This is a genomic window from Bradyrhizobium sp. SHOUNA76, from assembly GCF_023006445.1.
Classification (GTDB): Bacteria; Pseudomonadota; Alphaproteobacteria; order Rhizobiales; family Xanthobacteraceae; genus Bradyrhizobium.
Genome location: NZ_JALBHA010000006.1, coordinates 34603 through 57708 on the forward strand (window position 1 = coordinate 34603; position 23106 = coordinate 57708).

General features: G+C 60.3%; 22 protein-coding genes and 2 pseudogenes. 12 read left to right on the plus strand and 12 right to left on the minus strand.

What is annotated here, in order from left to right:
- Nucleotides 1-252: 252 nt before the first annotated feature.
- From MOV74_RS02095 to MOV74_RS02105, 3 genes are all read left to right on the plus strand, one after another.
- Nucleotides 253-1935, plus strand: coding sequence for a tannase/feruloyl esterase family alpha/beta hydrolase (locus tag MOV74_RS02095; RefSeq protein ID WP_246917247.1), 1683 nt, complete (start codon nucleotides 253-255; stop codon nucleotides 1933-1935).
- A gap of 200 nt (nucleotides 1936-2135) precedes the next feature.
- The gene (locus MOV74_RS02100; protein ID WP_246917250.1) at nucleotides 2136-2525 is read left to right on the plus strand and encodes a hypothetical protein; all 390 of its coding nucleotides are present in this window, start codon (nucleotides 2136-2138) and stop codon (nucleotides 2523-2525) included.
- Between the two features lie 564 nt (nucleotides 2526-3089).
- Nucleotides 3090-3413, plus strand: coding sequence for a hypothetical protein (locus MOV74_RS02105; RefSeq protein ID WP_246917253.1), 324 nt, complete (start codon nucleotides 3090-3092; stop codon nucleotides 3411-3413).
- Nucleotides 3414-3925: 512 nt separating this feature from the next.
- On the opposite strand, the pseudogene MOV74_RS40950 reads toward MOV74_RS02105, so the two are convergent.
- From MOV74_RS40950 to MOV74_RS02115, 3 genes and pseudogenes are all read right to left on the minus strand, one after another.
- Nucleotides 3926-4162, minus strand: a pseudogene (locus MOV74_RS40950) (ABC transporter substrate-binding protein); the annotation flags it as partial.
- Between the two features lie 162 nt (nucleotides 4163-4324).
- A complete protein-coding gene (locus MOV74_RS02110) occupies nucleotides 4325-4573 on the minus strand; it encodes a hypothetical protein (protein ID WP_246917256.1) in 249 nt (82 codons plus the stop codon).
- Between the two features lie 421 nt (nucleotides 4574-4994).
- On the minus strand, nucleotides 4995-5765 hold the full coding sequence (locus tag MOV74_RS02115) for a LuxR family transcriptional regulator (RefSeq protein WP_246917258.1): 771 nt from the start codon (nucleotides 5763-5765) through the stop codon (nucleotides 4995-4997).
- A 217-nt stretch (nucleotides 5766-5982) separates the two neighbouring features.
- Here MOV74_RS02115 and MOV74_RS02120 point away from each other — a divergent pair, with 217 nt between their 5' ends.
- The 3 genes from MOV74_RS02120 (at nucleotide 5983) to MOV74_RS02130 (ending at nucleotide 9267) form a co-directional block, all read left to right on the plus strand.
- Nucleotides 5983-6765 carry an alpha/beta hydrolase gene (locus MOV74_RS02120; protein ID WP_246917261.1) on the plus strand — a complete coding sequence of 261 codons (783 nt, stop codon included), beginning with the start codon at nucleotides 5983-5985 and terminating at the stop codon, nucleotides 6763-6765.
- 11 nt (nucleotides 6766-6776) lie between these two features.
- Nucleotides 6777-7535 (plus strand): glucose 1-dehydrogenase, encoded by a 759-nt coding sequence (locus tag MOV74_RS02125; RefSeq protein ID WP_246917264.1) that lies wholly within the window; start codon nucleotides 6777-6779, stop codon nucleotides 7533-7535.
- A gap of 103 nt (nucleotides 7536-7638) precedes the next feature.
- The gene (locus MOV74_RS02130; protein ID WP_246917267.1) at nucleotides 7639-9267 is read left to right on the plus strand and encodes an AMP-binding protein; all 1629 of its coding nucleotides are present in this window, start codon (nucleotides 7639-7641) and stop codon (nucleotides 9265-9267) included.
- A 115-nt stretch (nucleotides 9268-9382) separates the two neighbouring features.
- Here MOV74_RS02130 and MOV74_RS02135 read toward each other — a convergent pair whose 3' ends face one another.
- Complete coding sequence (locus tag MOV74_RS02135) at nucleotides 9383-10594, minus strand: ABC transporter substrate-binding protein (protein ID WP_246917269.1); 1212 nt, start codon at nucleotides 10592-10594, stop codon at nucleotides 9383-9385.
- Between the two features lie 223 nt (nucleotides 10595-10817).
- Between MOV74_RS02135 and MOV74_RS02140 the strand changes: the two genes are divergently transcribed.
- From MOV74_RS02140 to MOV74_RS02160, 5 genes are all read left to right on the plus strand, one after another.
- Nucleotides 10818-12077 carry an ABC transporter substrate-binding protein gene (locus MOV74_RS02140; RefSeq protein WP_246917271.1) on the plus strand — a complete coding sequence of 420 codons (1260 nt, stop codon included), beginning with the start codon at nucleotides 10818-10820 and terminating at the stop codon, nucleotides 12075-12077.
- Nucleotides 12078-12161: 84 nt separating this feature from the next.
- The gene (locus MOV74_RS02145) at nucleotides 12162-12956 is read left to right on the plus strand and encodes an SDR family NAD(P)-dependent oxidoreductase (protein ID WP_246917273.1); all 795 of its coding nucleotides are present in this window, start codon (nucleotides 12162-12164) and stop codon (nucleotides 12954-12956) included.
- Between the two features lie 70 nt (nucleotides 12957-13026).
- The gene (locus MOV74_RS02150; protein WP_258719483.1) at nucleotides 13027-14649 is read left to right on the plus strand and encodes an AMP-binding protein; all 1623 of its coding nucleotides are present in this window, start codon (nucleotides 13027-13029) and stop codon (nucleotides 14647-14649) included.
- Between the two features lie 72 nt (nucleotides 14650-14721).
- Nucleotides 14722-16176: an NAD(P)/FAD-dependent oxidoreductase gene (locus MOV74_RS02155; RefSeq protein WP_246917277.1), complete on the plus strand. Its 1455-nt coding sequence runs from the start codon at nucleotides 14722-14724 to the stop codon at nucleotides 16174-16176.
- Nucleotides 16177-16367: 191 nt separating this feature from the next.
- Entirely contained in the window at nucleotides 16368-16622 is a 255-nt protein-coding gene (locus MOV74_RS02160; RefSeq protein WP_246917279.1) for a hypothetical protein, read from the plus strand.
- A 343-nt stretch (nucleotides 16623-16965) separates the two neighbouring features.
- Here MOV74_RS02160 and MOV74_RS02165 read toward each other — a convergent pair whose 3' ends face one another.
- From MOV74_RS02165 to MOV74_RS02175, 3 genes are read right to left on the minus strand one after another with little or no spacing between them, the layout of a single operon-like run.
- Nucleotides 16966-17220, minus strand: a complete 255-nt coding sequence (locus MOV74_RS02165) for a hypothetical protein (protein WP_246917281.1) — start codon at nucleotides 17218-17220, stop codon at nucleotides 16966-16968.
- On the minus strand, nucleotides 17217-17552 hold the full coding sequence (locus MOV74_RS02170) for a hypothetical protein (RefSeq protein WP_246917284.1): 336 nt from the start codon (nucleotides 17550-17552) through the stop codon (nucleotides 17217-17219). The genes MOV74_RS02165 and MOV74_RS02170 overlap by 4 nt, the downstream gene beginning before the upstream one ends.
- A gap of 2 nt (nucleotides 17553-17554) precedes the next feature.
- The gene (locus MOV74_RS02175; RefSeq protein ID WP_246917286.1) at nucleotides 17555-18016 is read right to left on the minus strand and encodes a helix-turn-helix domain-containing protein; all 462 of its coding nucleotides are present in this window, start codon (nucleotides 18014-18016) and stop codon (nucleotides 17555-17557) included.
- 322 nt (nucleotides 18017-18338) lie between these two features.
- On the opposite strand from MOV74_RS02175, the pseudogene MOV74_RS02180 reads away from it, so the two are divergent.
- A pseudogene (locus MOV74_RS02180) lies at nucleotides 18339-18796 on the plus strand (LysR substrate-binding domain-containing protein); the annotation flags it as partial.
- Between the two features lie 220 nt (nucleotides 18797-19016).
- Here MOV74_RS02180 and MOV74_RS02185 read toward each other — a convergent pair.
- Genes MOV74_RS02185 through MOV74_RS02205 form a run of 5 tightly spaced genes read right to left on the minus strand, consistent with a single transcriptional unit; the run spans nucleotide 19017 to nucleotide 22932 of the window.
- Nucleotides 19017-19874 carry an ABC transporter substrate-binding protein gene (locus MOV74_RS02185; RefSeq protein WP_246917290.1) on the minus strand — a complete coding sequence of 286 codons (858 nt, stop codon included), beginning with the start codon at nucleotides 19872-19874 and terminating at the stop codon, nucleotides 19017-19019.
- A gap of 36 nt (nucleotides 19875-19910) precedes the next feature.
- Complete coding sequence (locus MOV74_RS02190; RefSeq protein WP_404979101.1) at nucleotides 19911-20681, minus strand: amino acid ABC transporter ATP-binding protein; 771 nt, start codon at nucleotides 20679-20681, stop codon at nucleotides 19911-19913.
- 2 nt (nucleotides 20682-20683) lie between these two features.
- On the minus strand, nucleotides 20684-21448 hold the full coding sequence (locus MOV74_RS02195) for an amino acid ABC transporter permease (protein WP_246917293.1): 765 nt from the start codon (nucleotides 21446-21448) through the stop codon (nucleotides 20684-20686).
- Between the two features lies 1 nt (nucleotide 21449).
- On the minus strand, nucleotides 21450-22151 hold the full coding sequence (locus MOV74_RS02200) for an amino acid ABC transporter permease (RefSeq protein WP_246917296.1): 702 nt from the start codon (nucleotides 22149-22151) through the stop codon (nucleotides 21450-21452).
- A 13-nt stretch (nucleotides 22152-22164) separates the two neighbouring features.
- The gene (locus MOV74_RS02205) at nucleotides 22165-22932 is read right to left on the minus strand and encodes an SDR family oxidoreductase (RefSeq protein WP_246917298.1); all 768 of its coding nucleotides are present in this window, start codon (nucleotides 22930-22932) and stop codon (nucleotides 22165-22167) included.
- Nucleotides 22933-23106: the final 174 nt, after the last annotated feature.

Below are 23106 nucleotides of genomic sequence, written 5' to 3' on the forward strand. Positions count from 1 at the left end.
TCGAGAGACATTCAATCAAGGTCCATCATGTGGACCTAAAAACATCGATCGTGCAATCGATCGGGAAGCCTGCTCACCGCAGGCGTTCAAGGGAGGGACGAGCGTGCGCAGCAGCGCGGGCCGCGGATAAACTTTGCCCGAATGCCAATTTGTGAACGCGGCGGCGTGACCGGCGCACAAGCGCTCACGTGCGGCTGTCACGTCGTCAAGCTGGCGGCTCCAAAATGATTCCACAGCAAGGGAGGGTGAGAGATGATCGAGACTGAACGACGTGGACGACGAGCTTCAAGGTACCTGCCGGCCGCTATCGTGGGTACGGTGATCGGGTTCGCAGCATCACCGGCGTCGGCGACGACGAGTTGTTCGCAGCTGGCGAGCAGCTTTCATCGACCAAATACGACGATAACGACGGCACAGAGTGTTCCGGCCGGAACGTTCGTCACGCCGACGACTCCGCCTCAATCCATCACCGGCCTACCGGACTTCTGCCGGGTGGCGGGCTTTACCACGCCCACGAGCGACTCGCACATCGGTTTCGAGGTCTGGATCCCCGAAACGGGATGGAATTCGAAGTATCTCCAGGTCGGGTGCGGTGGCTTCTGCGGCGCGATCTCCTATCAGCAAATGGCCGACCCACTGCAGCGGGGTTACGCCGTCGCAGCAACCGATGACGGGCATCAGGCCAGTGTTGTCGACGCAAGCTGGGCGGCCGGGCATCCGGAAAAGCTGATCGACTTCGGTTATCGCGCTCTGAAGGAGACGACGGACGTCTCCAAAGCGATCATCAAGGCCTTCAAATCCGCCGGCGCGAGGCGATCCTATTTCATGGGTTGTTCGGACGGAGGCCGCGAAGCATTGATGGAGGCACAACGTTTTCCTCGCGATTTCGACGGCATCGTTGCAGGCGCACCCGCAAACAACTGGACCAACCTTTTCACCGGCTTCTTGTGGAACGAGCGAGCTCTATCCGCTACCAAGGCCGGCGACCTCTCCCAGGCGGATGTCGACCTGGTAAGCAATGCCGTGCTCGCACAATGCGCCGGCCGTGACGGCGGCTTGAGCGCCGACAAGTTTCTGAACAACCCGCTGGCGTGCAAGTTCAAGCTGGAAAAGCTATCGTGCAGGGCGACCAACTCGGCAACTTGTCTCGCACCCGACAAGATAGAGGCAATCCAGAAGATCTTCTCGGGGCCGCCGCGCATTTTCCCGGGCTACGGCCCAGGCGGTGAAGCAAACGTCGCCGTCAATTGGCCGCTCTGGATTCTTGGTCCCGGCAACCCGGCTCTAAGTCTGCAGGGCCTGTTCACAAACAGCTACTTCCAAAACATGGTGTTTCCCAATTCCGGATGGAATCCCAACACCTTCAGCATCGAAGAGAATCTCCGCCAGGCTCGCATCCGAACTGGCGCGATCCTGAACTCGGTCGACCCAAATCTGCAGCCTTTCGCGCAAAGCGGTGGCAAACTGATCCAATATACAGGTTGGGCCGACACCGCGATTTCTCCGCAAAGCGACATCGACTACTTCAAGGCAGTCAACGAAGCTATGGGTGGACCGAGGCGCACCAGCGAATTCTATCGGCTATTCATGGTGCCGGGCATGGCTCATTGTGGCGGCGGACCAGGCGCGAACGCATTCGGCCAAGGCGGTGCGACGGGGCCCAACCCCTCCGATCCGGAGAGTGATATTCTCTCGGCTCTCGATCGCTGGGTCGAATTCGGTAGAGCTCCGGAAAAGATAATCGCGACGAAGTACCGTAACGACGATCGGACTCAAGGCGTCGCGTTCCAGCGGCCACTGTGCCCCTTCCCGAAGACGGCGAAATATGAAGGGCGTGGCGCAAGCACGACCGATGCGTCAAGCTTCGAATGCTCGCGTGACGAAGGCGATCACGACGGCCATCACGGCCGCGACGAGCGGGCCGACAATCGCTGACCAACGCGGCCGGGAGCCCGCCATCAGCGGTGCTCCCGGCCCATACTTTCGCTCATGAAGTGCGCACACAGGCCTTGTCTGGATCGAGGCTCGTCGAGGTTGGCCATGGATGTTCGTCGATGCGTGTGATCCGACGGAGCCGAATATGGTCGTCTCCGAACGCCGTCCTGATGACATTGGTTCTATCTGGATCGCTGTTGATGAGCAGCAGACAGGCAGTTTGTGAGGAGCTGTTGATCGAGGGGAATGAAGCGGTATTGCGTCTGGATGCCCGTGACGTCCCGCTCGGACGGTTGCTCGATGCCATGCAAAGGAAATTCAATCTGCGCTACCGGACCGATAGTCCGCTCGACTCGTCCGTGACCGGAACATACAGCGGGCACATGCACCAGGTCGCCGCGCGCCTTCTCGCAAACTATGATTTCGTCATGCGAACGAGTCCGGAAGGCCTCGATGTGCTGATCTTTCGGCGGACTATGGAGCCTGTCCGCTCTTTGCCCGCCTCCAAGGAGACGGCTGCCGCGTCGTCAATGTTTCAATTAACGTCGAACCAGATCCTCGGCGTCGTTCTTTCGGGGCGCTTGCCCTAGCGGGCGCATCGCCGAGATGAGGAAGGGGGGCGTTCCCATCGTCAGCGTCGGCAAAAAGAAATATCCGGGAAGCCGCGCCTTCGAGATGTACGCGATAGAGGGCGCCTATAGGACGGTCTACCGCCTTGATGAAGTGAGGGGTGTGATGGTGGTGGTACGAGTAGCCCTTCAAAGCCGAAAGCCGGAATGCGAAAGCATCCCGGCTTCTCCTTGGAAACTATTTCCTCCGCCAGACTTGGACGCTGCTTCTAAGCGGCCCAATCTTCCTTACCGGCTGAGCCGGGGAGCGGATTTTTCCTTATAGCAACTTCGCGAGCGCTTCGAACAGAAGCACTAGGCCCGTAGCTATTGATACTGCATCCTCACGATTAAGAAGCACTAAGCCGTTCCAGGCACCGGAAGCTATGAGGTCCGCTTCGCGGACGGCCGGCTGAGCGTCTATTTCTATTGGGACGACCTGCCGGGCCGACGGCTTCGGCCGGACCTGCTGGCACGTAGCGAGGCCGAGGCTAAGGCCAAGGAGCTGGCTCGCATCGAGCGCGACAAGCTCGCCGGCGCCAGTGCATGAAGCACGTCGAGAACCGCCCCTTCGCAGATCCTCAAGTTGCCGCGCGCAAGCTCATCGAGCTCGCCGCCAGCGTCGAGCCTGTCAACGGGCGCATTCACATCGAGAAGAACAACGCGCCGTTCCTCTCCAAGAACGGCTGCAAGGCGACCGGCGCGGAATTCGGCGCCGGCATCCCCCCGGCGCGGAAGCGCCCTGAAGCCGGGGCCGTCTCCCCGCCACGGTCAGGTTTGGAGTTTGCGTATGGTTCCTCGCCCTCGATCGCGCCGGCTGACCAGGATGAGCGCCCGATCTACATCTGCCAGACGGTCGCCTCCTCGTGAGTCCACGTTGATCAGCGCGTCCGACCCAAGATTCATAAGGACACAGATTCGAAGACTCGCAACGACTTTGATTCACACTTGGGCATCTAAAAACTTGACCGGCGTTAACGCTCGCCGCGAAGTCACTGATACGGCGCGCGAAATTGCACGTCGACCGGTCCTCCAGAAAAAATTTACAAAATCGTTTTGTAAGAAGAGATCACATAACCCCGGACTCCGGGCAGCCCCGTATTTTTCCCAAGTCAGTACTGCGGCCTCTTCAGCAGCTCCGGCAACCGAGAGATCGCCTTCGCGATCCGGCGCGCCTCCTCGCGCGACAAAAACTATTGGGTGTATTGGTACCCGTTGCGGTGCAAGTCCTCTCGGTGTGGGACCCCGCAGATGAAGAAGCCGCTGGCGTCCGATACGACGAACGTATCCGAGCAGCCGTTACAGCATGACGATGCCGATACTCAAATTCTGACCAGATCGCGACCTCGCGCGGAGCCACGCTAATCGGACAATCCGACGGTCCGGCGTGCGCTGAGACGCTGCGGATAGAACAAGTTCGCACCGACCGCTTGGACCTGACCGGAGAGCAGCGCCTGGATCGTGGCCGCGTCGTCGTCAAATCTGCGGATTTCGGTGCCCGCCGGAGCGTTGTTGGTAACCTGAGTATCCTACGTGGACGACCGCGGAACGCCAATCACGTACTTGGCCATATCGGCATTGCTGTTGATCGGCGTTGCCTGGGCCGCGACGAGCGTGAGCGGCAGGCGTGCAACCGGCCTCACCGATCGCCACTCCCACGCGCAGCAACAGGAGCTGAACGAAATTCTGAGCAAGGCCGCAGAGCGCGGTGAAAGCCGACCAAGTCGCCAATGATATGCTGATGATGAGACGACGATCGCGGCGTTCCGCCTGCCGGCCAATTACAATACCAAATACCGTGCGAATGGGAGGCCACCGATCGCGCCGATCTGCCAGTCTGCGAGTTGAAGATCCTGCTTTATCCGCTCGGCCAGAACGTTAACGATCTGCCGGTCCAGGGCATTTAGTATATTTGCGAAAACCAGCAGGCTTATGCCATATGTCAGATAGCGCGGCCCATAAGGTAAGTGCGGGTCGCCTTCTGGTCGCGATAAGCGAAGCTTCGATTGACCAGCTGAAGTCTCCAGCATCAAGGATTGCTCGCGCGATGCATTGCAGCGCTGCCAAACCCTCTGGTGATGCAAGGGGCGCCTAGCAACTCCATCATGATCGTCCCTTAGCTTTCCAACATGCTGCAATGGAAACTCAACAGCCCGAAACCTGAGCTGTTGTCCTGAGCTGCTGCCGGATTGATGGACAGCGGGTAAGCTAATCTCACCTTGCTCCCGAACTCAACAGGGCTGAGGTAGCCTAGTCGAGTGGCGCCTGATCGCATCCTAGAACCGCCCTCGTTCCTTGTTTGATATGCCTTCCCCGCAGCGCCAGGCATGCCAATAGCCGCGATGGCGACACGCCAGTTTTTCGCCGTAGCTCAAACCAGGAAATCGATGGATGCATCTGATAAGATGCGGGACCGTGAGTGCCGTTTGAATATGCTCAGCAAACTCACAGCTAACTGAGCGGGCCCAAAATCCCGAGCTGTGCAGCGATGGCCACGGCGTGTGTCCGGTTAGTGGCGTCCAGTTTGCGTATGACATTATCGAGATGATACCGGACCGTTGTCGGCGCCATCCCCATCAACGAGGCGACTTCAGCCTCGCGGCAGCCTTGGGCCGTAAGTCGCAGGCACTCCCACTCGCGGAGCGTCAGTTTGCTCAGCTCCTCTTCGCGCGTATGCAGCGCACCGATCATTTTGCGGTAGGCATGCATGAAATGGTGCCCTGCCGCGAGAAGCTCGGTCGTGGCTTGCGACAGCAACTCCTTGGCCTCTGAAGTCGACAAGGGCCCGCCCCACGATACCATGGCGACCTGTCCGCGAGGCAGATGAACCGGCGTCGTGATCAGGGATTTGACGTTCATCAGCCGCATGGCATCGACAATCTGTCTCAGTTCCGGACGGCCGACGGGCACCTTTTCAAGTTCCGAAGTTAGGAAGGGCAGGGCGCGGATCCTGCACCGGACGTAAAGGGGATTCTTGAGCATGCCGTTCCGCTGCCACCAGAGCTTCATGATCTCGTCAGACCAACCCTCGCGGCGGAGGAACGCATCGATGTGCGGATTGAAGCTTGGCCGGGAAATGTCGGCCGACCACGCCAGAACCGGCATGCCGACGGTGCGGGCAATATCCTTGAGGGCCTGCTGAGCGGCGTCGAAGTCCGGTGCCAGTTCGAGGCACCGCACGGCACGGCGCAATTCGGTCGAATCGACGGCAGTGCACGGCACGACTGGGCAAGTCCTACGGTTTCCGAGGGGCGCTTCCGCAACGGAAACGGGTTAGTCCCATCGGCGGAAGGTGCCTTATTCTAAGGCAAAGAGAAAACGTATGCCAAGCACTGAACTAGAGGCGGTGGTCGCCCTGTTGCGGGCTCATCCGCTTGATTTGTCCAGTTCCGAGCAGAAATTGAGAACGCGGCTCGACGGATTCGCCAGCATGTTTTCGGTGCCGGCCGGCGTCGATGTCACCTCCACGCGGCTGGGTGGCGTCGCCGCCGAGCATATCGTTGCCGACGCGAACGGCCCCGTCGTCCTCTATCTTCACGGCGGCGGTTACGTCACGGGGTCGCCGGCATCGCATCGGCATGTCGCGGCGCTGCTCGCCAAGGAAGCTGCAGCACAGGTCTATACGCTGGACTACAGCCTTGCGCCGGAGGCGCCCTTTCCGGCAGCGCTCGACGATGTCCTCGCTGCCTATCGTGCGGTGCTCCTCAAGCATGGCGACGCCAAGATCATGTTTGCGGGTGATTCCGCCGGCGGCGGGCTCATCTTCGCTGCGGCGGTAGCCGCGCGCGAGCAAGGCCTGCCTTTGCCGGCCGCATTGGTGGGCATGAGCCCCTGGGTCAACCTCGGCACGGAAAGCGAAAGCTTCGACAAGCTGGTTTCCGTGGATCCGACGCTATCGCGTGCGGTGGTCGACTATTTTGTCAGCCGATATCTGGCCGGCCAGGCGTCGACCGATCCACGCGCATCGCCGTTGTTTGCGGACCTATCAGGCCTGCCGCCGGTCTTGATCCAGGTCGGCGACCGGGAATGCTTCTTCGGCGACGCAGCCCTGATGCACCAAACCCTGTTGTCGGCCGGGGTCGACAGCGAAATTTCGGTCTGGAAGGGCATGTTCCACGTTTGGCATTTGTACTGGCCGATACTTCCGGAAGGCCGGGACGCCATCGGCCGCATCGCCAGCTTTATCGCCGCGCACGGCGCCCGCAATACGGCGCCAGCCTGAAAGGAGAAAGAATGGCCGGACTACTCGCTGGGAAAGTCGTGATGGTGACCGGGGCGGCATCAGGCATCGGCAGCGCCGCGGCGGTCGTGTTTGCCGAACGCGGCGCAAAGGTCGTCGTAACCGACATCAACGCCCATGGCGGCGAGACCGTTGAACATATCAGGCGGACCGGCGGAATCGCCGAGTTCGTCCGCATGGACGTGTCGGATCAGGGCCAGGTCGAAGCGGCCGTCGTGTTCGCTGCAAAGACCTATGGCCGGCTGGATGGTGCCTTCAACAACGCAGCATCACCGGAACGACTCGGGAGCCTGCTGGACGGAAGTGAGGCAGATTTCGAGCGCATCCTGTTGATCAACCTCAAGGGCGTGTGGCTGTGCATGCGCGCTCAAATTCGTCAAATGCAGCAGCAGGGCGGTGGCGGTTCGATCGTAAATACCGCCTCTACCGCCGGTCTGCGCGGTTCGGCGAAAATGCCGATCTACAGTGCGAGCAAGCATGCCGTGATCGGCCTCACGAGATCGGCGGCCCTGGAGTTTGCACGAACCGGCCCGCGGATCAACGCGATCTGCCCCGGTGTCATCGAAACGCCGATGTTGCAGGACGTCGTCGCTGGCAACGAGCGAGCTCATCGGGCATTTTTGGCGAGCCAGCCAAACGGTAGATTGGGTAGTCCCAATGAAATCGGAGAAGCCGCCGCATGGTTGCTTTCGGACGCAGCCTCGTTCGTCACCGGCACTGCCATGGTGGTGGATGGCGGGCAGACGAGCTGAGAGTCTCGCGAACGTGTTGCCCCTCGATCCCTGAAAATAGAGCTAACATTTCGTTTCGCGTGCGCCACAAATAGAATGACAACGGCACGCTTGGGAGGACTGGATGATCGCCGCTGATTCGCGCGTGCCCCTGGCCGATGAATGCGTGCTGCGTGACCTGCTCGAACGACATGGCAGGGAAAGGCCCAGCGCCACTTTTGCCGTCATCGAGGAAGGGCAGAACCTGACCTACGGAGACATGTTGCGCCTGGTCAGGGAGACTGCGGCGGGCCTCCAGGCGCTTGGCGTTCGGCAGGATGATCACGTGCTGTCGTGGCTGCCCAACGGACTGGACGCTCTCAGAGTCTGGTTCGCGCTCAACTACATCGGAGCGGTCTATATGCCGCTCAACACCGAGTATCGGGGGCAACTCCTCGAACACGCGATTGGGCTGTCAGATGCGAAACTCATCATCGCGCATGGGGGTTTGTCGCCGCGGCTGGATGGGATCAGCTGTGCCAACCTGGAAAAGGCGGTTTTTATCGGCGGCGTCGACATTTCCGAATGCAAACTCTCCGATGTTGTCATCCACGGCCCGGAAGCACTGCGTGCACCAGCCGAAAGCTTACTGCCACTCTCCCGACCGATTGAGCCCTGGGACACCCAGACCATCATCCTGACGTCAGGCACCACAGGGCCGTCGAAAGCGGTCCTTTCGTCCTATGCGCATCTGTACGCACTTTGCGGCCCATCGAGTTGGCAATATGCCGGTGAGAACGACCGCTTCATGATCAATCTCCCCATGTTTCACGTAGGAGGAACGTCCTGCGTATACGCCATGCTCATTCGCGGCGCCTCGATCGCCATGGTGGAGGGTTTCAGTACAGAAACGTTCTGGTCGACGATCAGGCGCACTGGAACGACTGTGGTCGGACTCATGGGGGTGATGGCGCCGTTTCTGGCAAAGGCGCCACCGTCACCCGATGACCGGAACCATGGACTGCGTGTTGCCGTCGTCATTCCACTGATCGGAGACGTCGGTGCGTTCGCCGAACGGTTCGGGGTTGAGGTCTACACCGTCTACAATATGACCGAAATATCCACGCCGCTGATCTCAGATCGCAATCCGCTGGTGCCAGGTACCTGCGGCCGTCCTCGCGCGGGCGTACAGGTTCGCATCGTCGACGAGAACGATTGCGAGGTCGCGGACGGCGATATCGGAGAACTGATCCTGCGCACCGATGCGCCATGGGCCATGAATCATGGCTATTACAAGAATCCGGAGGCGACGGCGGCCGCTTGGCGTAACGGCTGGTTTCACACCGGCGACGCCTTTCGTCGCGATGCCGACGGAAACTTCTTCTTCGTGGATCGTCGCAAGGACGCCATCCGGCGTCGCGGCGAGAACATGTCGTCCTTCGAGATCGAGTCCGAAGTAGGGGCCCATGCGGACATCAAGGAGGTCGCCGTCGTTGCCGTACCGAGCGAGTTCGGCGAGGACGAGGTGCTTGCCGTGGTTGTTCCAGTTGCCGGGCGGACCATAGACCCGGCCGAGCTGATTGCATTCTTATCGGCGCGCATGACCCGCTTCATGATCCCGAGATACATCCGGATCGTGAACGAACTGCCGCGGACGCCAACACAGAAGGTACAAAAGCATCTCTTGCGCACCGAGGGCGTGACGGCCCACACGTTTGACAGGGAAACAGCCGGAATCACGTTGCGTCGCGAACGGCTGTCGGGGGCGGGGTAATCATTAGTAATCGGTCTCGGTGCGGATCTCCGGATGACCAAGCGGCGCAGGCCGATGCCACGGGCGTGCTCCACCCGTGCCACCAATATTTCCTCGCTTCCGCTGCGTCTCAAAATCAGTTCACCAGGACGCAATCCTTGGACATGGGCCGGAATGCTTCGATGCCCGGAACCTTGCGAAGAATCTTGTAATAATCCCAGGCCTCCCTGGACTCCTCCGGTGTCTTCACCTGGACCAGATACAGATCATGTAACAGGCGTCCGTCTTCGCGCAGTGTGGAGGTACCGAAGGCTTGATCCGAGACCGGTAATTGCTTCATCTTTGCGATCACGGTAGGGCCGGCATTGGACCTGGCGGCATATACAGCCTTGAGATAATGGGTAACGACTGAATAAGTGCCTGCCTGTACGGCGGTGGGGACCTTGCCGTCGTAACGTTCGGAGAACCGCTTCGAGAACGCTCGAGTCCCCTCGTCGGCATCCCAATAGAACGCTTCGGTGAAAATCAGGTCCCGGGCCACCTTCAAACCCATGCCGTGAATATCCGGAATCAATGCCCAAAGCAGAACGAGCTTTTGGCCACCTTTCGGAATCTCGAACTCCTGCGCCTGTTTCACTGCATTGATGGTGTCGTCGCCACCCTGCAGGATTGCAACCACGTCCGCTTTGGAGGCTTGCGCCCGCAGCAACTGGCTCGCGAAGTCCGGATTGTTAGGCGGCGTCTTCACTGAGCCGGCAATCGTTCCGCCCCTGGCGAGGATGACCTCACGGGCGGAATCCTCGAGGGCCTTGCCGCCGGCCGCGTTCACCGTGACGAAAAACCAGCTCTTTCCCCCTTCCGACATTGCGGAAGCGGTTGGCTTACCGATCGCCGCTTGGTCATAGGTCCAGTGTACAGTGTTCGGCGAACACTCCTTGGTGGTCAGGTCGTTATGGCCCGAGCCGCTGACCAGAAGGGCGGTCGACGATCCCTTGAGCGCGGCATTGACCGCGAGCGCCGAAGGCGAGTGCGGAATGTCGATGATGGCATTGACGCCTTCTTCGACCCATTTCCTTGCAATCGATACGGCGAGGTCGGCCTTCAGTTGAAAATCGGCCGAAACGATGTCGATCTTGAAGGAGGCGTTGGGGTAGGCCTTCTTGAAGTCCTCCACCGCCATTTCGGTAGCGACCACGGAACCTTTTGCGCCCCATGATGCGTACGGGCCGCTGAAATCGCTGAGCACGCCGAGCTTGACCCTCTCTCCTGCAATCTGCGCGTGAGTTGCCGTGCAGATAAGGATCGAGAGCAATGAGACAACGATCTTTGGTGCGTCGTACAACTGCATGAAATTTTCCCCGCATTTCTTCTTTGAAGCCGGGGAGCCGATCGCCGTGCAGCAAACAGCGCAGCCTCGACGAGATGGCTGAGTGGAGCATCGAGTGTGGCAACCGTTTCCGACAGCGCAGACGCTAGGCGCTTGGACGCCTCAATGAACCTACGCCTTCCGAGGGGGGACCTGAGGACGCAGCCGGGATATCTCTTCGACGATAAGGGAGGTGCGGCGCGGTTTGCTGCACGCCAACATTTTCGGGGGGAGGTCGGTCATGAAGCGAGATTTTGCGCGGAGCTGTCGGGCCTTCGTCGGTGTTTGTGTTGCCCTTTGGATGACTTCTGCACGGACCGACGCGCAGCCGCGGTACGATGCCGGGGCGACCGATGCTACTATCAAGATCGGCAACGTTGCAGCGTCCAGCGGCCCTCTTTCGATCTATCGACCCTATGGCGAAGCGCTGAGCCGGTGCTTCGACAAGATCAATGCCGATGGCGGGATCAACAAGCGCAAGATCCAGCTCATCGCATATGATGACGCCTACAGTCCGCCCAAGACGGTGGAGCAGACACGCAAGCTCGTCGAGTCGGATGAGGTGCTATTTTTGATGGGCAGCATAGGCGGACCGACCAGCATCGCCACGGCCTCCTACCTTGCTCAGAAGCGCATCCCGCACCTCTTCATTGCGACGCCCTCATCCAAGGTGTCGGACGCGAAACTTTATCCGTGGATGATGGGCTGGCAGCCTGCCGCTTCGCAGGAAGGGGCCATTTTCGGCCGCTACCTCCGCGAAAAAATGGCGTCGTCCAAGGTCGGTATCCTGTACCAGAACGACGACTACGGGCGCGATTTCCTGGCCGGCCTGAAAGATGGCCTCGGTGACAAGGAAGCGGCAATGCTGGTCGCCGCCAAATCCTATGAGAGCACCGAACCGACCGTCAGTTCCCAACTCGTTCAGATCAAGGCCGCGGGCGTCGACGTCATCTACCTCGCCGCGACCGGCAAGTTCGTGGCGCAATCCCTCAAGGCAATCAAGGAACTGGGCTGGAAGCCGACGATCCTCGTGCCTTATACGGCGAATTCGACGGCCACCGTTCTGAAGAATGCCGACCTGAAGGGTGACGAGAAGCTGATCTCCAGCAGCTTCTTCAAGGATATCTCCGATCCTGCCAATGCCAACGATCCGGAAATCGCGCAGTGGCGCAACTGGATCGACCAATACTATCCGACCGCCAATCGCAACGAAGTGTATGTCGCCTGGGGATGGTCCATCTGCAATACCGTCGCGCACGTGCTGAAAGACGCGGGAGACGATCTGACACGCGAGAACATCATGCGGCTGGCGAACAGTTTCTCCGACTATGCGCCGCCGTTGGTGCTACCGGGAATCAGCCTGTCGTCGACCCCGACCGAGCATCGCTTGATCAAGTGCCTGCAAATGCAGAATTTCGCCGACGGCGCCTGGCGCTCGATGGGCGAACTGGTGTGCGCGAAATAGACCGGCCGGCGAATGCGCGGCGGCCGCCGGACCGGCGACAAGAGCCACGTAGGCGTCAATTGAATTCGAGTTGAGGATCATGCAATGACGGGACCGCGAAAAGGATCGAACGGCGCGGCGCGCTATGCCGCCGGAGCCGCGGCAATCGCCGGCGGATCGGGGGGCATAGGGCAGGCGATCGCGCGCACGCTAGCCGCGTCCGGCGCCGATATCGCCGTGACCTACAATCGAAACCGATCCGCTGCGGACAAGCTCGTGAGCGAGATCTGCAAGTCGGGACGTCGCGCGGCCGCCTTCCAGGTCGATCTTAGGGATGCCGGAGCGGTCGCCGCGTTTCATGCGGATGTCCAGAAAGACCTTGGAAGCCTGCATACGGCGGTCTACGCGGCCGGTCCATATATCGACATGCGGTTCATCGGAAGTCTCGAACCCGACCGTTTCGTCAGCACGCTCGGCGCCGACGTCTTCGGGGCGTACAATTTCTTCTATCACGCCATACCGGGATTGCGGGCGACGCGTGGCGTTGCGATCTGTCTGGGCACGCCCGCCATCCGTCGCTATGCCAAGAGAGACGTGCTTTCCTCGGCGCCGAAGGCCGCTCTCGAATCCCTGACCAAGGGGATCGCGGCGGAGGAAGGCCGCAATGGGATTCGGGCCAACATGGTTGGCGTCGGTGTCCTCAGCGATGGCATGTACCATGAATTGGTGGCCAAGGGCGATTTCGACGATCGTTTCATAGCATCGGCCAAACAGACGCTGGCGCTGGGTCGCCTTGGTACTGCCGAGGACATCGCGCTTGCCGTCGACTTCCTCGCATCTGATGCAGCCTCCTACATCACCGGGCAAACCCTGATGGTGGACGGCGGCTACGCAATTTGAGGGAGCGACGGCGTTTGGAAGGGCCTCTCCCGGCTTCGTCCGGCTTATGGAAGAGTTCGAAGGCGTAGGTATGAGCGACGGGTTGACGAAATTGACGTTGGGCGCCTTGCCGGCCGAAGCGTCCCGGAAATGGCCTCACAGAGAGGCGTTGGTATTCAATGATCGCCGCTGGACCTATGAAGCGTTCGATGCCGAGGTGAACGAGGTCGCAAAGGCCCTCATCAACGCGGGGGTGAAGCACGGCGAGCATGTCGCGGTCTGGGTGACCAATCGGCCCGAGTTCCTGTTCATTTTCTTCGCAGTCATCAAGATCGGCGCCGTCATCTTTCCATTGAATACCAGATACAGGGTCAACGACCTGAACTATGCGTTGCGACAAAGCGACTGCGTCACCCTGATTACCGTTAATCGCGGTGGCCCCATCGACTTTGGAGCGATGGTGAGGGACGTGCTGGGACCCGTTCACATCGGGACCGGGAAAAATATCCGATCGACGGCGTGTCCCCTGCTCAATCGAATCATCATGGTCGACGAAGGTGATTTGCCCGGCTCCTGGTCATGGGCAGATTTCATGTCAGGCGCGCGTCACGTCGCCGAAACCGAACTGGCCGCGCGCCTGAAGGCGGTGAAGCCCGGCGATGTTGCCATGATCATGTACACGTCCGGCACTACGGGCAATCCGAAGGGCGTGATGCTCAACCACGTCGGCATCGGCATGTGCGCGCAGCGAGCCGCATTGTTCGGCATGACCTTTGCCGATGTGCAGCTCAATTATCTCCCGCTATTCCACCTGTTCTCGCTCGGCTACATCGTGCTGCATAGCGTTCTGACCGGCGCCAAACAGGTGCTGATGGAGACTTTCGACGCAGCCGCGGCGCTAGGTCTCATTGAGCGCGAGCACGTCACGATGCTGTACGGGTACGATACTCATTTCAGCGATTTGATAGCGGCGAAAAAGCGGTCTCCGAAGGTCGGCCTGGGCACGCTTCGCACCGGCTGTTTCGCCGCTGGCCTGGAGAATTCGATTCCGATCGCCGTCGAGACCCAACGGCAACTATGCCGGACGCTGTCCGGCTGGGGCATGACCGAGACGTGGAGCGGTCAAACCTTGAGCTTCCTCGACGACGACGAGGACAAGCGCTGCATGGCTTCCGGCTATCCCATGCCCGGGGTCGAAATCCGGATCGTTGATCCCGAGACGGGAGATGACGTTCCACAGGGGCAGCAGGGCGAGATCTTGCAACGCAGCGATTGCTGCATGCTTGGATATTACAAGGATGCCGAGGCGACCGCGAAGATGGTTGACCAGGACGGTTGGCTGCACACCGGCGATGCCGGACTGATCCGTCCAGACGGACATCTTCGGTTTGTCGGACGCTACAAGGACATGCTGAAGGTCGGAGGTGAAAATGTTTCGCCGGCCGAAGTTGAGCTTCTTCTGACGCAACTTCCCGAGATCGCGCAAGTCGCGGTCGTGGGATGTCCGGACTCCAGATTGAACGAGGTCGCAGTTGCGTTCGTGGTTGCTCGGGTTGGGGTCGTGGTCGATCCGGAGGAAGTGATCAATTTCTGTCGCGGCAAACTGGCGAGCTACAAGATTCCGCGCCGCGTCATTCTGATCGATCAGCTTCCGATGACGGCGTCCGGAAAAGTCCAGAAGCAAAAGCTTCGCGATACGTTGAAGACGCATTGATCGCGCCCGACGGTCTTCGTACTGGCGAAATGAAACAATCTGTATTGGCGCGAAATGCCGGAAGGACCAGGTATGGGTAAGGTCAGGAAGTTGCGGGTAGCCATCGTCGGCGCAGGCGCGTCTGGCATCATGGCCGCCAAAAAGCTAAGAGATATCGGCGTCACCGACATGGTGCTTTTTGAAAAGGCCGACGATCTCGGCGGTACCTGGCGGGACAATACTTATCCCGGGCTGGCATGCGATGTGCCGTCGCATCTCTACCGATACTCTTTTGCCCCAAACCCCGATTGGAGCCAGCGCTATGCTCCCGGCGCTGAGATTCAGGCATATTTGAAGGGCGTCGCAACCAGCCACGGGATCGATGAACTCATCCAGTATTCCAGCGAGGTGATCGAAGCGATTTACAGGGATGGCCAGTGGCTCGTCCGGACGACGCGGGGCGATCAAGGTGCATTTGACGTCGTTATCACGGCCACAGGAGTTCTCCACCATCCCGTCTATCCGGATATTGAAGGCCTAAAGGAGTTTCAAGGCCCGGTTTTTCATACTGCGCGCTGGGATCACAGTGTGTACCTGCAAGGCAAGCGCGTCGGGATCATTGGCACTGGGTCGACTGCCGCCCAGATTTTGCCGGCCATCGTCGATGAAGTGACAAAGGTTTCGTTGTTTCAGCGCACGGCACAATGGGTCATGCCGCAACCGAATGCGCCGATTTCGGAGGAACGTAAGGCGCGCTATCGCGCCGACCCCAAATCGATGGACCAAAAATACCGAGAGCTCGCGCAGGTATTTAACGGCACGTTCTGTGCGGCGCTCGCGGGTGAAAATGCGGAAGTCTATGAATCGATGGCGAAAGCCTGCCAGGACAATCTGGATAGTATCGTGGATCCGGTACTGCGGGCTCGATTGACGCCGGACTACAAGATGGGTTGCAAGCGCCTGATCATCTCCGACCGCTTCTATCCCGCGATCCAGAAACCGAATGCCGAGCTTGTAACTACGAAGATCAGTCATATCGAGGCAGGCGGGGTACGCACCACGGATGGGCGTCTGCATGAACTGGACTGCATCGTGCTGGCAACGGGATTCGATCCACATCGGCTCTTCCGTCCGATGATCGTCATCGGCCGCAACGGCAACGCGCTGAGTGAAGAGTGGGCGGATGGCAACACCGCGTACCGGGCGATCGCCGTTCCGAAGTTTCCGAACTTCTTCATGTTGGGGGGGCCGCACAGCCCGATCGGAAACTTCTCGTTCCTCATGACGGTCGAACGCCAGTTGGCCTACCTTCTTCAACTGGTGTCTCTGCTGCAGTCGGGTTCGGCACGAGAAATCTCGCCGAGATCAGTTGCAACGGAAGCTTACAATGATGCGCTCAGGGAGAAGGTGGCTGGCTCCATTTGGGCGTCCGGCTGCCGAAGCTGGTATATCGACAAGAACGGAAATGTGGCCTCCTATCCGTGGTCCTATGAGAAATTTGAGCGTGATATGCACGCGCCTATGCTTGAGGACTTTGAGCTTGCATAGGCCTACTCTTCGTTCATCGTCATCGACAAGATGGCGAGTGCCCCGAGCGCTTCAAGATCCGACTTCTAGGTAGATTGGTGCAGCTCGCCTTGGCAACGGGGCAGTTGCGGCAGGTGGGCGCGCGCAGCGCAGTGTCGGCGTGCGTTTACTCTGCTTTCGCCGTTACATATCGACTAGTGCAGGTCCACTGGGTGGACGACACCATTGCGACCACGATTGAGTCGCCCGAGCTCGCCTTCTTCGCTCCTGGTCAAGATGCGTCGCCTTGGATCAAGGGATGGCACAAGGAGGTCATGGAGAGCCAGCGGTCCGCCGGCCTGAATACAAAACGAGGCTCTTGGTGGGCGGGCGGCATTGCGCCGATACTCAATCTGCAAGCGGCGGATGATCCATTTCGACCGCGTGATACGATAGGCGAACTGCAAGGGAATTTAGGGGTCGCGTGAGCGTGGTCGTGGTGCCAGACGCGAGTCACGCCCTTCCTTCTGAACAACCGGCCGCCGTCGTCAGAGCCGTTGTCGCGTGGACGCGAAGCCTCGAGCACGATTTGAGCGTCCTCTGATGCCTGATTGAAGCCACAACACCGCGCTGGCAGCCGTCGAGTGATGGCTTTGGCTAGATCAGACGGCAGGGGCGACCCTTGGACGCCACGCGACGAAACACCAGCGATGCTGTTGATTAGCAACGAGTTTATTGATCCGAATAACCTGCATTATGGAATATCCGAAGCTGACTTGGCGCCAGAATCTACCGAAAGCTGCGTCAAATTAGTTACTAAATCGTCATCGGCTAGAGAGATTCGACATGTGGCCTTAGCACGTCAACCGTCTCGATCAGTCCCGCAGCCTCCATCACGAGCAATAGCTCCGCTGGCGTCATTTCCGGTTTCTTGAAACGTTCGCGCATACGCCGAATAGCTGCAACAGCGCGCGCTTCGTCAAGTGCGATGGTATCCGCAATGAAAGCGTCGGCGGATTTCGCCTCCATGTTCAGGTCGGAAAGTACTGTCGCCGGGAAGTCCTTAAGGCTTTCAGTGATGATCATTGCGGCTTGCGTCTTGGCGGCCGCAGCAACAACGTGGTGATCAGCGGGATCGGGCACACCCGCCGCAACCGGCAAGAAGTTGTCAAAATCTGTAACCATGGCTCGAAGGCAGCTTCCATACTGGCGCGCGCCTGCTTCGCGCGCGCCTTTGCATCGTCAAAGCCTTTGCCGCTCAAGATTTCCTCGATAGCTGCTTCAGTCTCACCCAGGACGCGGGTCGACCAGCGGAGACGAAAAAATTCTGCCTCCGCCAAGGAGAGGAGCAGGTTCCTTTTGAGCGCGCTTGCAAGCGAGCACGCATCCACGAATGCGGTGAAACGGTTTGCAAACAAGCTTACAGATGCTCCGCGTCGCGCTCGGCGAGATTCGCAAGCGCGTTGCCTCGCTTCTCATCGCGCGTGCGCTTATATGCGAATAAGTCCTCTGCCCTAATCCTGCGATGACGCCCCACCGTCACGTGCTGAATTTCGTTCTTCTCAAGCAGCGAGACTAGAAACGGACGTGAGACATTCAGGATGTCGGCAGCTTGCTGCGTGGTCAACATCTCATGCACAGGCACGAGCGTCACCGCATCGCCGCGACCGATATGCCGAAGCAATTCCATCAAGAGGCTTGAGAGGGCCGGCGACAAGGTTATCTCGGCAGCCTGTTGCGCGTCGTCGAGCACGCGCAGTTTGGCGTCTCCCGCCGCATGCGATGCGAGAATCTGACGAAGCTGGTTGGCTGCCGCCTTCTCGCTCGCGGAAGGCAGGCGAGTCCCCCCCCCCAGCTCTTCGGCGTAGGCTGGCATGGTCATCGAATCTTCTCCCTGTACAGCTTTACGTGGCACGCCACATTCGAAATAAACGCAACAAGTGAAATAAACGAACTAACTGAAGTTCCAATCCGCCCAGACACCCTCACCTCCGTCAAGGATGGTTTCGGTTCCCTCACTAGGAATAAATTCCAAAATCTATCTTCTTCGAATCAAAAAGACCATGTGAATTCAAGGCACTAGTACAGCCACACCCTCCACCGCTGCAGCGCCGCTTCTAATGCCGTTCCAAACGGCCTTGCGTCAGCTTGGACGCGAGCTCGCAACGCGCCTGATCGCGCAACTTGGCGGCGCCTCGCATATCAAAGGGGTCGAGGTCGTCCCTCTGGTGGAGGAGACGGTTGCCCCGCTCTGCGCGCCCGCACTCGCAAGGTCGATAAAGAAGCCGACTGACCTGCTGGAACACACGCTCATCCGTTCGGACGTCAAGCAAGTACCGTGACATCAATGGTTCGCGGCGAACGGGGTGGAAGCGCCTGCGCTACACGGCATGCTTCGATGGTAGCTTTCTCGCGATTGCGACAGCTGCGAAGGGTTTGGCGTGGCGCTGGAATCAACGCTGTTGGCCGACCGCGAACTGTCCAGTCGACGATTAGTCGCGCCATTGGCGGAATGCGCCAATGTTATCCGCTACGTCGGTCATCGCCTCATCTATCCCCCGCCAGCCGACAGAGATCGGCGGTGCGAGCTTTCGCAGACTGGGTCGTGGAGCAACTAGGCGTCGTTCATCGCGCTGAGATCCAACTGTCTGGCCGAACCTAATCGGAACTAGGCAGGTGAACGGCTCATTTGCCTCTCGACCTCCACCACTTTCGGGCCGAACCAGCTCGTTCAGCGCATGGGAGTCACCGTCAAGGCAAAGCTGTACAGGAATGCCATCGCGAGTGAAATCGGCAATTACGAATCCATTCTCCTTGATCGCTTCAGCCGCTTGTTCATCGTTCGGTGGCCGGGAACGAGGCGCCGATCCCGGCGGCACGGCTCACGGGAGCGGCGTGAACTTGAGCTGGCTGAGCGGCACGACCTTGTCAGAGCGGGTCATCTTGAACTCGGTGGTCGGGCCGAGCCACTTGTCCCAGAGCTGGTTGATCTCACCCGCCTGATCGAGCGCGAGCAGTGTCTCGTTGACCTTGGCGAGCAGCGCCGGCTCGTCCTTCTTCATGCCGATGCCGATCGGCTGCAGTGCCATCGGCTCCTCGATCATCTTCAGCGGCTGGCCGGCGGACTTGGATTCGTTGACGAGCTTGGTGATGGTCATGGTGTTGGCCACCATTCCAACCGCCTTGTTCTGCTGGACCGCCATATAGGCTGAGCCGGTGTCGACGAAGGTGAGCGGGTCCGATTCGTTCAGCTTGATCGCGAGCTCGGAGGTCGATCCCTTGGTCGAGGCCAGCCGCTTGCCCTTGAAGTCGGCCTTCGTGGCGCCTGGGTCCGATGCCTTCACCGCCAGCATCTCCTTGGCGAGGTAGTACGGGTCGGAGAACTGGATCTGCTCGGCGCGGCCCAGCGTATAGGCGAGATTGGCGACCGTGATGTCGACGCGGCCGAGCTTGACCTCGGGCACCCGCGCCTCGACCGAGAGCGGGCTGATCTTCGCTTCTACGCCCCAGCGCTTGGCGATGGCTCTGCACAGGTCGACATCGAAGCCCACCATCTCGCGCGTTTTCGCGTCCGGCGCGGCGAACGGGTGTACGTCGGCGAAGGTGCCGCAACGCAGTTCTTTGCGCTGCATGATATCGGACAGCTGATCGGCCATCGCCACCGGGGCGAGGCAATTCAGGCCGGCGGCGACGATTGCCGCGCGGAGCGTGCATTTTCCAATCTCAGTACCAATCGACATTCCAAACTCCCTGTTTTGCATTGAAGGCGAGCGTCGTCATCGCGCCCGCAGGTCCGACAAGAAGCGCTGCGCGCGCGGATGCTGGGGCGAGCCGAAGAACGCACTGGGCGGCGCCGATTCGAGCAGGCGCCCAGCATCCATGAACCAGACACGGTCGGCGACATCGCGTGCGAAATTCATCTCGTGGGTGACGCACATCATGGTCATGCCGTCGCGAGCGAGCCCCCGCATCACCGACAGCACTTCGCCGACCATTTCCGGATCGAGTGCGCTGGTCGGCTCGTCGAACAGCATCGCCGGCGGCTCCATGGCCAGCGCGCGCGCGATCGCGACACGCTGCTGCTGGCCGCCGGACAACTGCGCCGGATAGTTCTCCGCCTTGCTGGAAAGCCCGACCCGGTCGAGCAGCTGACGCGCGATCTCCCGCGCCTTGCTCCGCTTGATGCCGTTCACCTTCACCGGCGACAGCATCACATTGTCCAGCACGCTGAGATGCGGAAACAGGTTGAAGCTCTGGAACACGAAGCCGATGCGGCTGCGCAGGTGGTTCATCGTCGAGCTGCCTATCTTGGCGTGGACATCCTGTCCGTCGAAGCGCAGCACTCCCGACTGGATTTCCTCGAGCCGATTGACGGTGCGAATGAGCGTCGACTTGCCTGAGCCCGAGGGGCCGCATACCACCACCACCTCGCCCTTTTTCACCTCGGCGTTGATGTCGACGAGGGCCGGCAGCGAACCGTAGAACTTGTTGATCCCGATGAATTCGATCATCGGCGCTGCCGTATTGCTCGGGGCTTGGTGCGACATGATCATGTCCTCGAGGCGCCGGCCGACGCGGCCGCCAGAGCGGGGGCTGCGAGGCCATTCGTGGATTGGGCGCGGCGGGCGGCAATCCGACGCTCGAGCGTGCTGGCCAGCTTGGTGAGAGTCCAGCACACGATGAAATAGATGATGGCGAGTATGAAATAGACCTCGAAAGGTTTGGTCAGCAGCCGGTTATTGATCTGTCCCGCCGCGAAGGTCAGCTCCGGTACATTGATGATGTAGCCCAACGTCGTCTCCTTGATGGTGGAGACGAACTGGCTGATGATGCTCGGGATCATGTTGAACAGCGCTTGCGGCAAAATCACGTAGCGCATCGCACCGAGGTGGCTGTGGCCGAGCGCCCGGGCCGCATCCATCTGCCCTCGCGGCAATGCCGTGATTCCGGCCCGCACGATTTCACTGAGAAACGCCCCCTCGTAGATGACGAGGGTGGCGAGCATGGTCACGAAGCCGGGAACGCTCTCGCCGATCAGGAGCGGCAGCAGGAAATAGACCCAGAGGATGATCAGCAGCAGCGGAACGCCGCGAACGACGTAGACCAGCGCCGTCGCCGGCCAGCGCAGCACGAGCCAGGGCGACAAACGAGCAAGCGCCATCGCCACGCTGAGCGGGAACGCCAGCGCGATGCCGAGAATCGACAGGATCAGGGTCGCGGCAATTCCGCCGAGCGGACCGTTCGGAAACTGACCGACCAGCAGCAGCAGCCAGTTGTCGCTGACGATGCCTATCATGTTGAACAGGAGCGTCATGTCAGAGCGCTCCCGCCATGCGGCTGCGCCGCTCGAAATAATAGCCAAGCCACATCAGGAGCAGCGAGCACGCGAGGTAGAAGACGGTCGCGATCAGGTAGGTCTCGAAAGCGCGGAAGCTCTGGTTTTCGACCTCCTTCACCGCATGCGTGAGTTCGGTGACGCCGATCGCCATGGCAAGACTGCTGTTCTTGAACAGCGACACCGTATGGTTCACCAGCGCCGGCATAGCGTTGCGGACCGCCTGCGGCAGCAGAATGTAAGCCATCGCGCCAAGATAGCTGTGACCCAGCGCGCGGGCGGCCTCCCACTGACCCTTTGGCACGGCGCGCAAGCCCGACCGATGGTCTTCGCTGAAATACGCGGCCTGACACAGCCCGAGCGCGATCACCGCGAAGATTGCCTCGCCGTTCTGATCGGACAGCCAGACCTGTAGCCGCTCGGGCAACAGGCTGGAGACGCCGAAGTACCAGAGCATCAGCTGCACCAGCGTCGGCACGTTGCGGTGATAGGCAACGTAGGCCTCGACCAGGGCGTCGGCGATCCGGCTTGGCAGCATTCGGATGGCGAGGAGGATGATGCCGAGGCTCATGGCGAGCAGCCAGGAGGCTGCGAAGATGATGAAGGTCATCTTCACCCCGTGGACGAGCATGCGGCTGAACTCGGGGTTCAGCAGGATCGCCATGAGGTCGAAGCCCTTCATCGCGGCCTCCGTTCTAGGTGACGGCTGGAGGGCTGGCGGGGCGCTCGGGACGGACCGTCGACAGTCCGCCGGGCACCTGCAGGGTCGGCGTGATCTCGATATGGCCGATGTTCACCGCCACCGGTGCGGCAATGGCGAAGGCGATCGCGTCGGCGATGTCCTCCGGCGCGGGCAGCTCGAATCCCTCGATGAAGGCGGCGCGGGTGGCGGCGGAGTCGCCGTGGACGTGGGCGAAGATATCGGTCGCGACCCGCCCCGGACAGATCTCGGTGACGCGAACGCGCTTGCCGAAGGCATCGATCCGGAGCTGACGGGACAGCATGCTGACCGCCGCCTTGGTGGCGTGGTAGGTCGAGTTGCCGCCGAAATTATAGGCGCCGGCGATCGAAGTGATGTTCACGACGTGACCGCGGTCGCGCGCCACCATGCCGGGCACGACGAGGCGGCACAGATGCAGGACGGCGCGCAGATTCACGTCGAGCAGCAGCTCGATATCCTCGGCATCGGCCTGCAGGAATTTCTTGGGCCGGTCGACGCCGGCGCAGTTGACGAGGACGTCGAATTCGACGCTGCTGGCGAGCTTGGTGATGGCGGGCAGGTCGCGAACGTCGATGGCATGGGGAATGCAGCCGACGCGCTCTGCCAGCGCCTTCAGCGGATCGGCGCTGCGCGCCAGCGCGTGCACCTGCAACCCCTCGCGCGCCAGGCGCTCAACGACGGCGAGGCCGATGCCTGACGAGGCGCCGGTGACGAGAGCCGTCCTGTAGTCGGAAAATGGCATCTGACTCCTCGCTGTTCTCCAGAGGCTACCGATGGAGCAGTTCCGCCGCCAAGATGGAATCACTTTGGCGGGATAAGGTGCGCTTATGATGGGCCACGCCCGGGGCCGTCGGTGATCAGCCGCGACACCGGCGCGATCTCCCCGCCGGCGGTCTCGATCGCGGCACGGATCGTC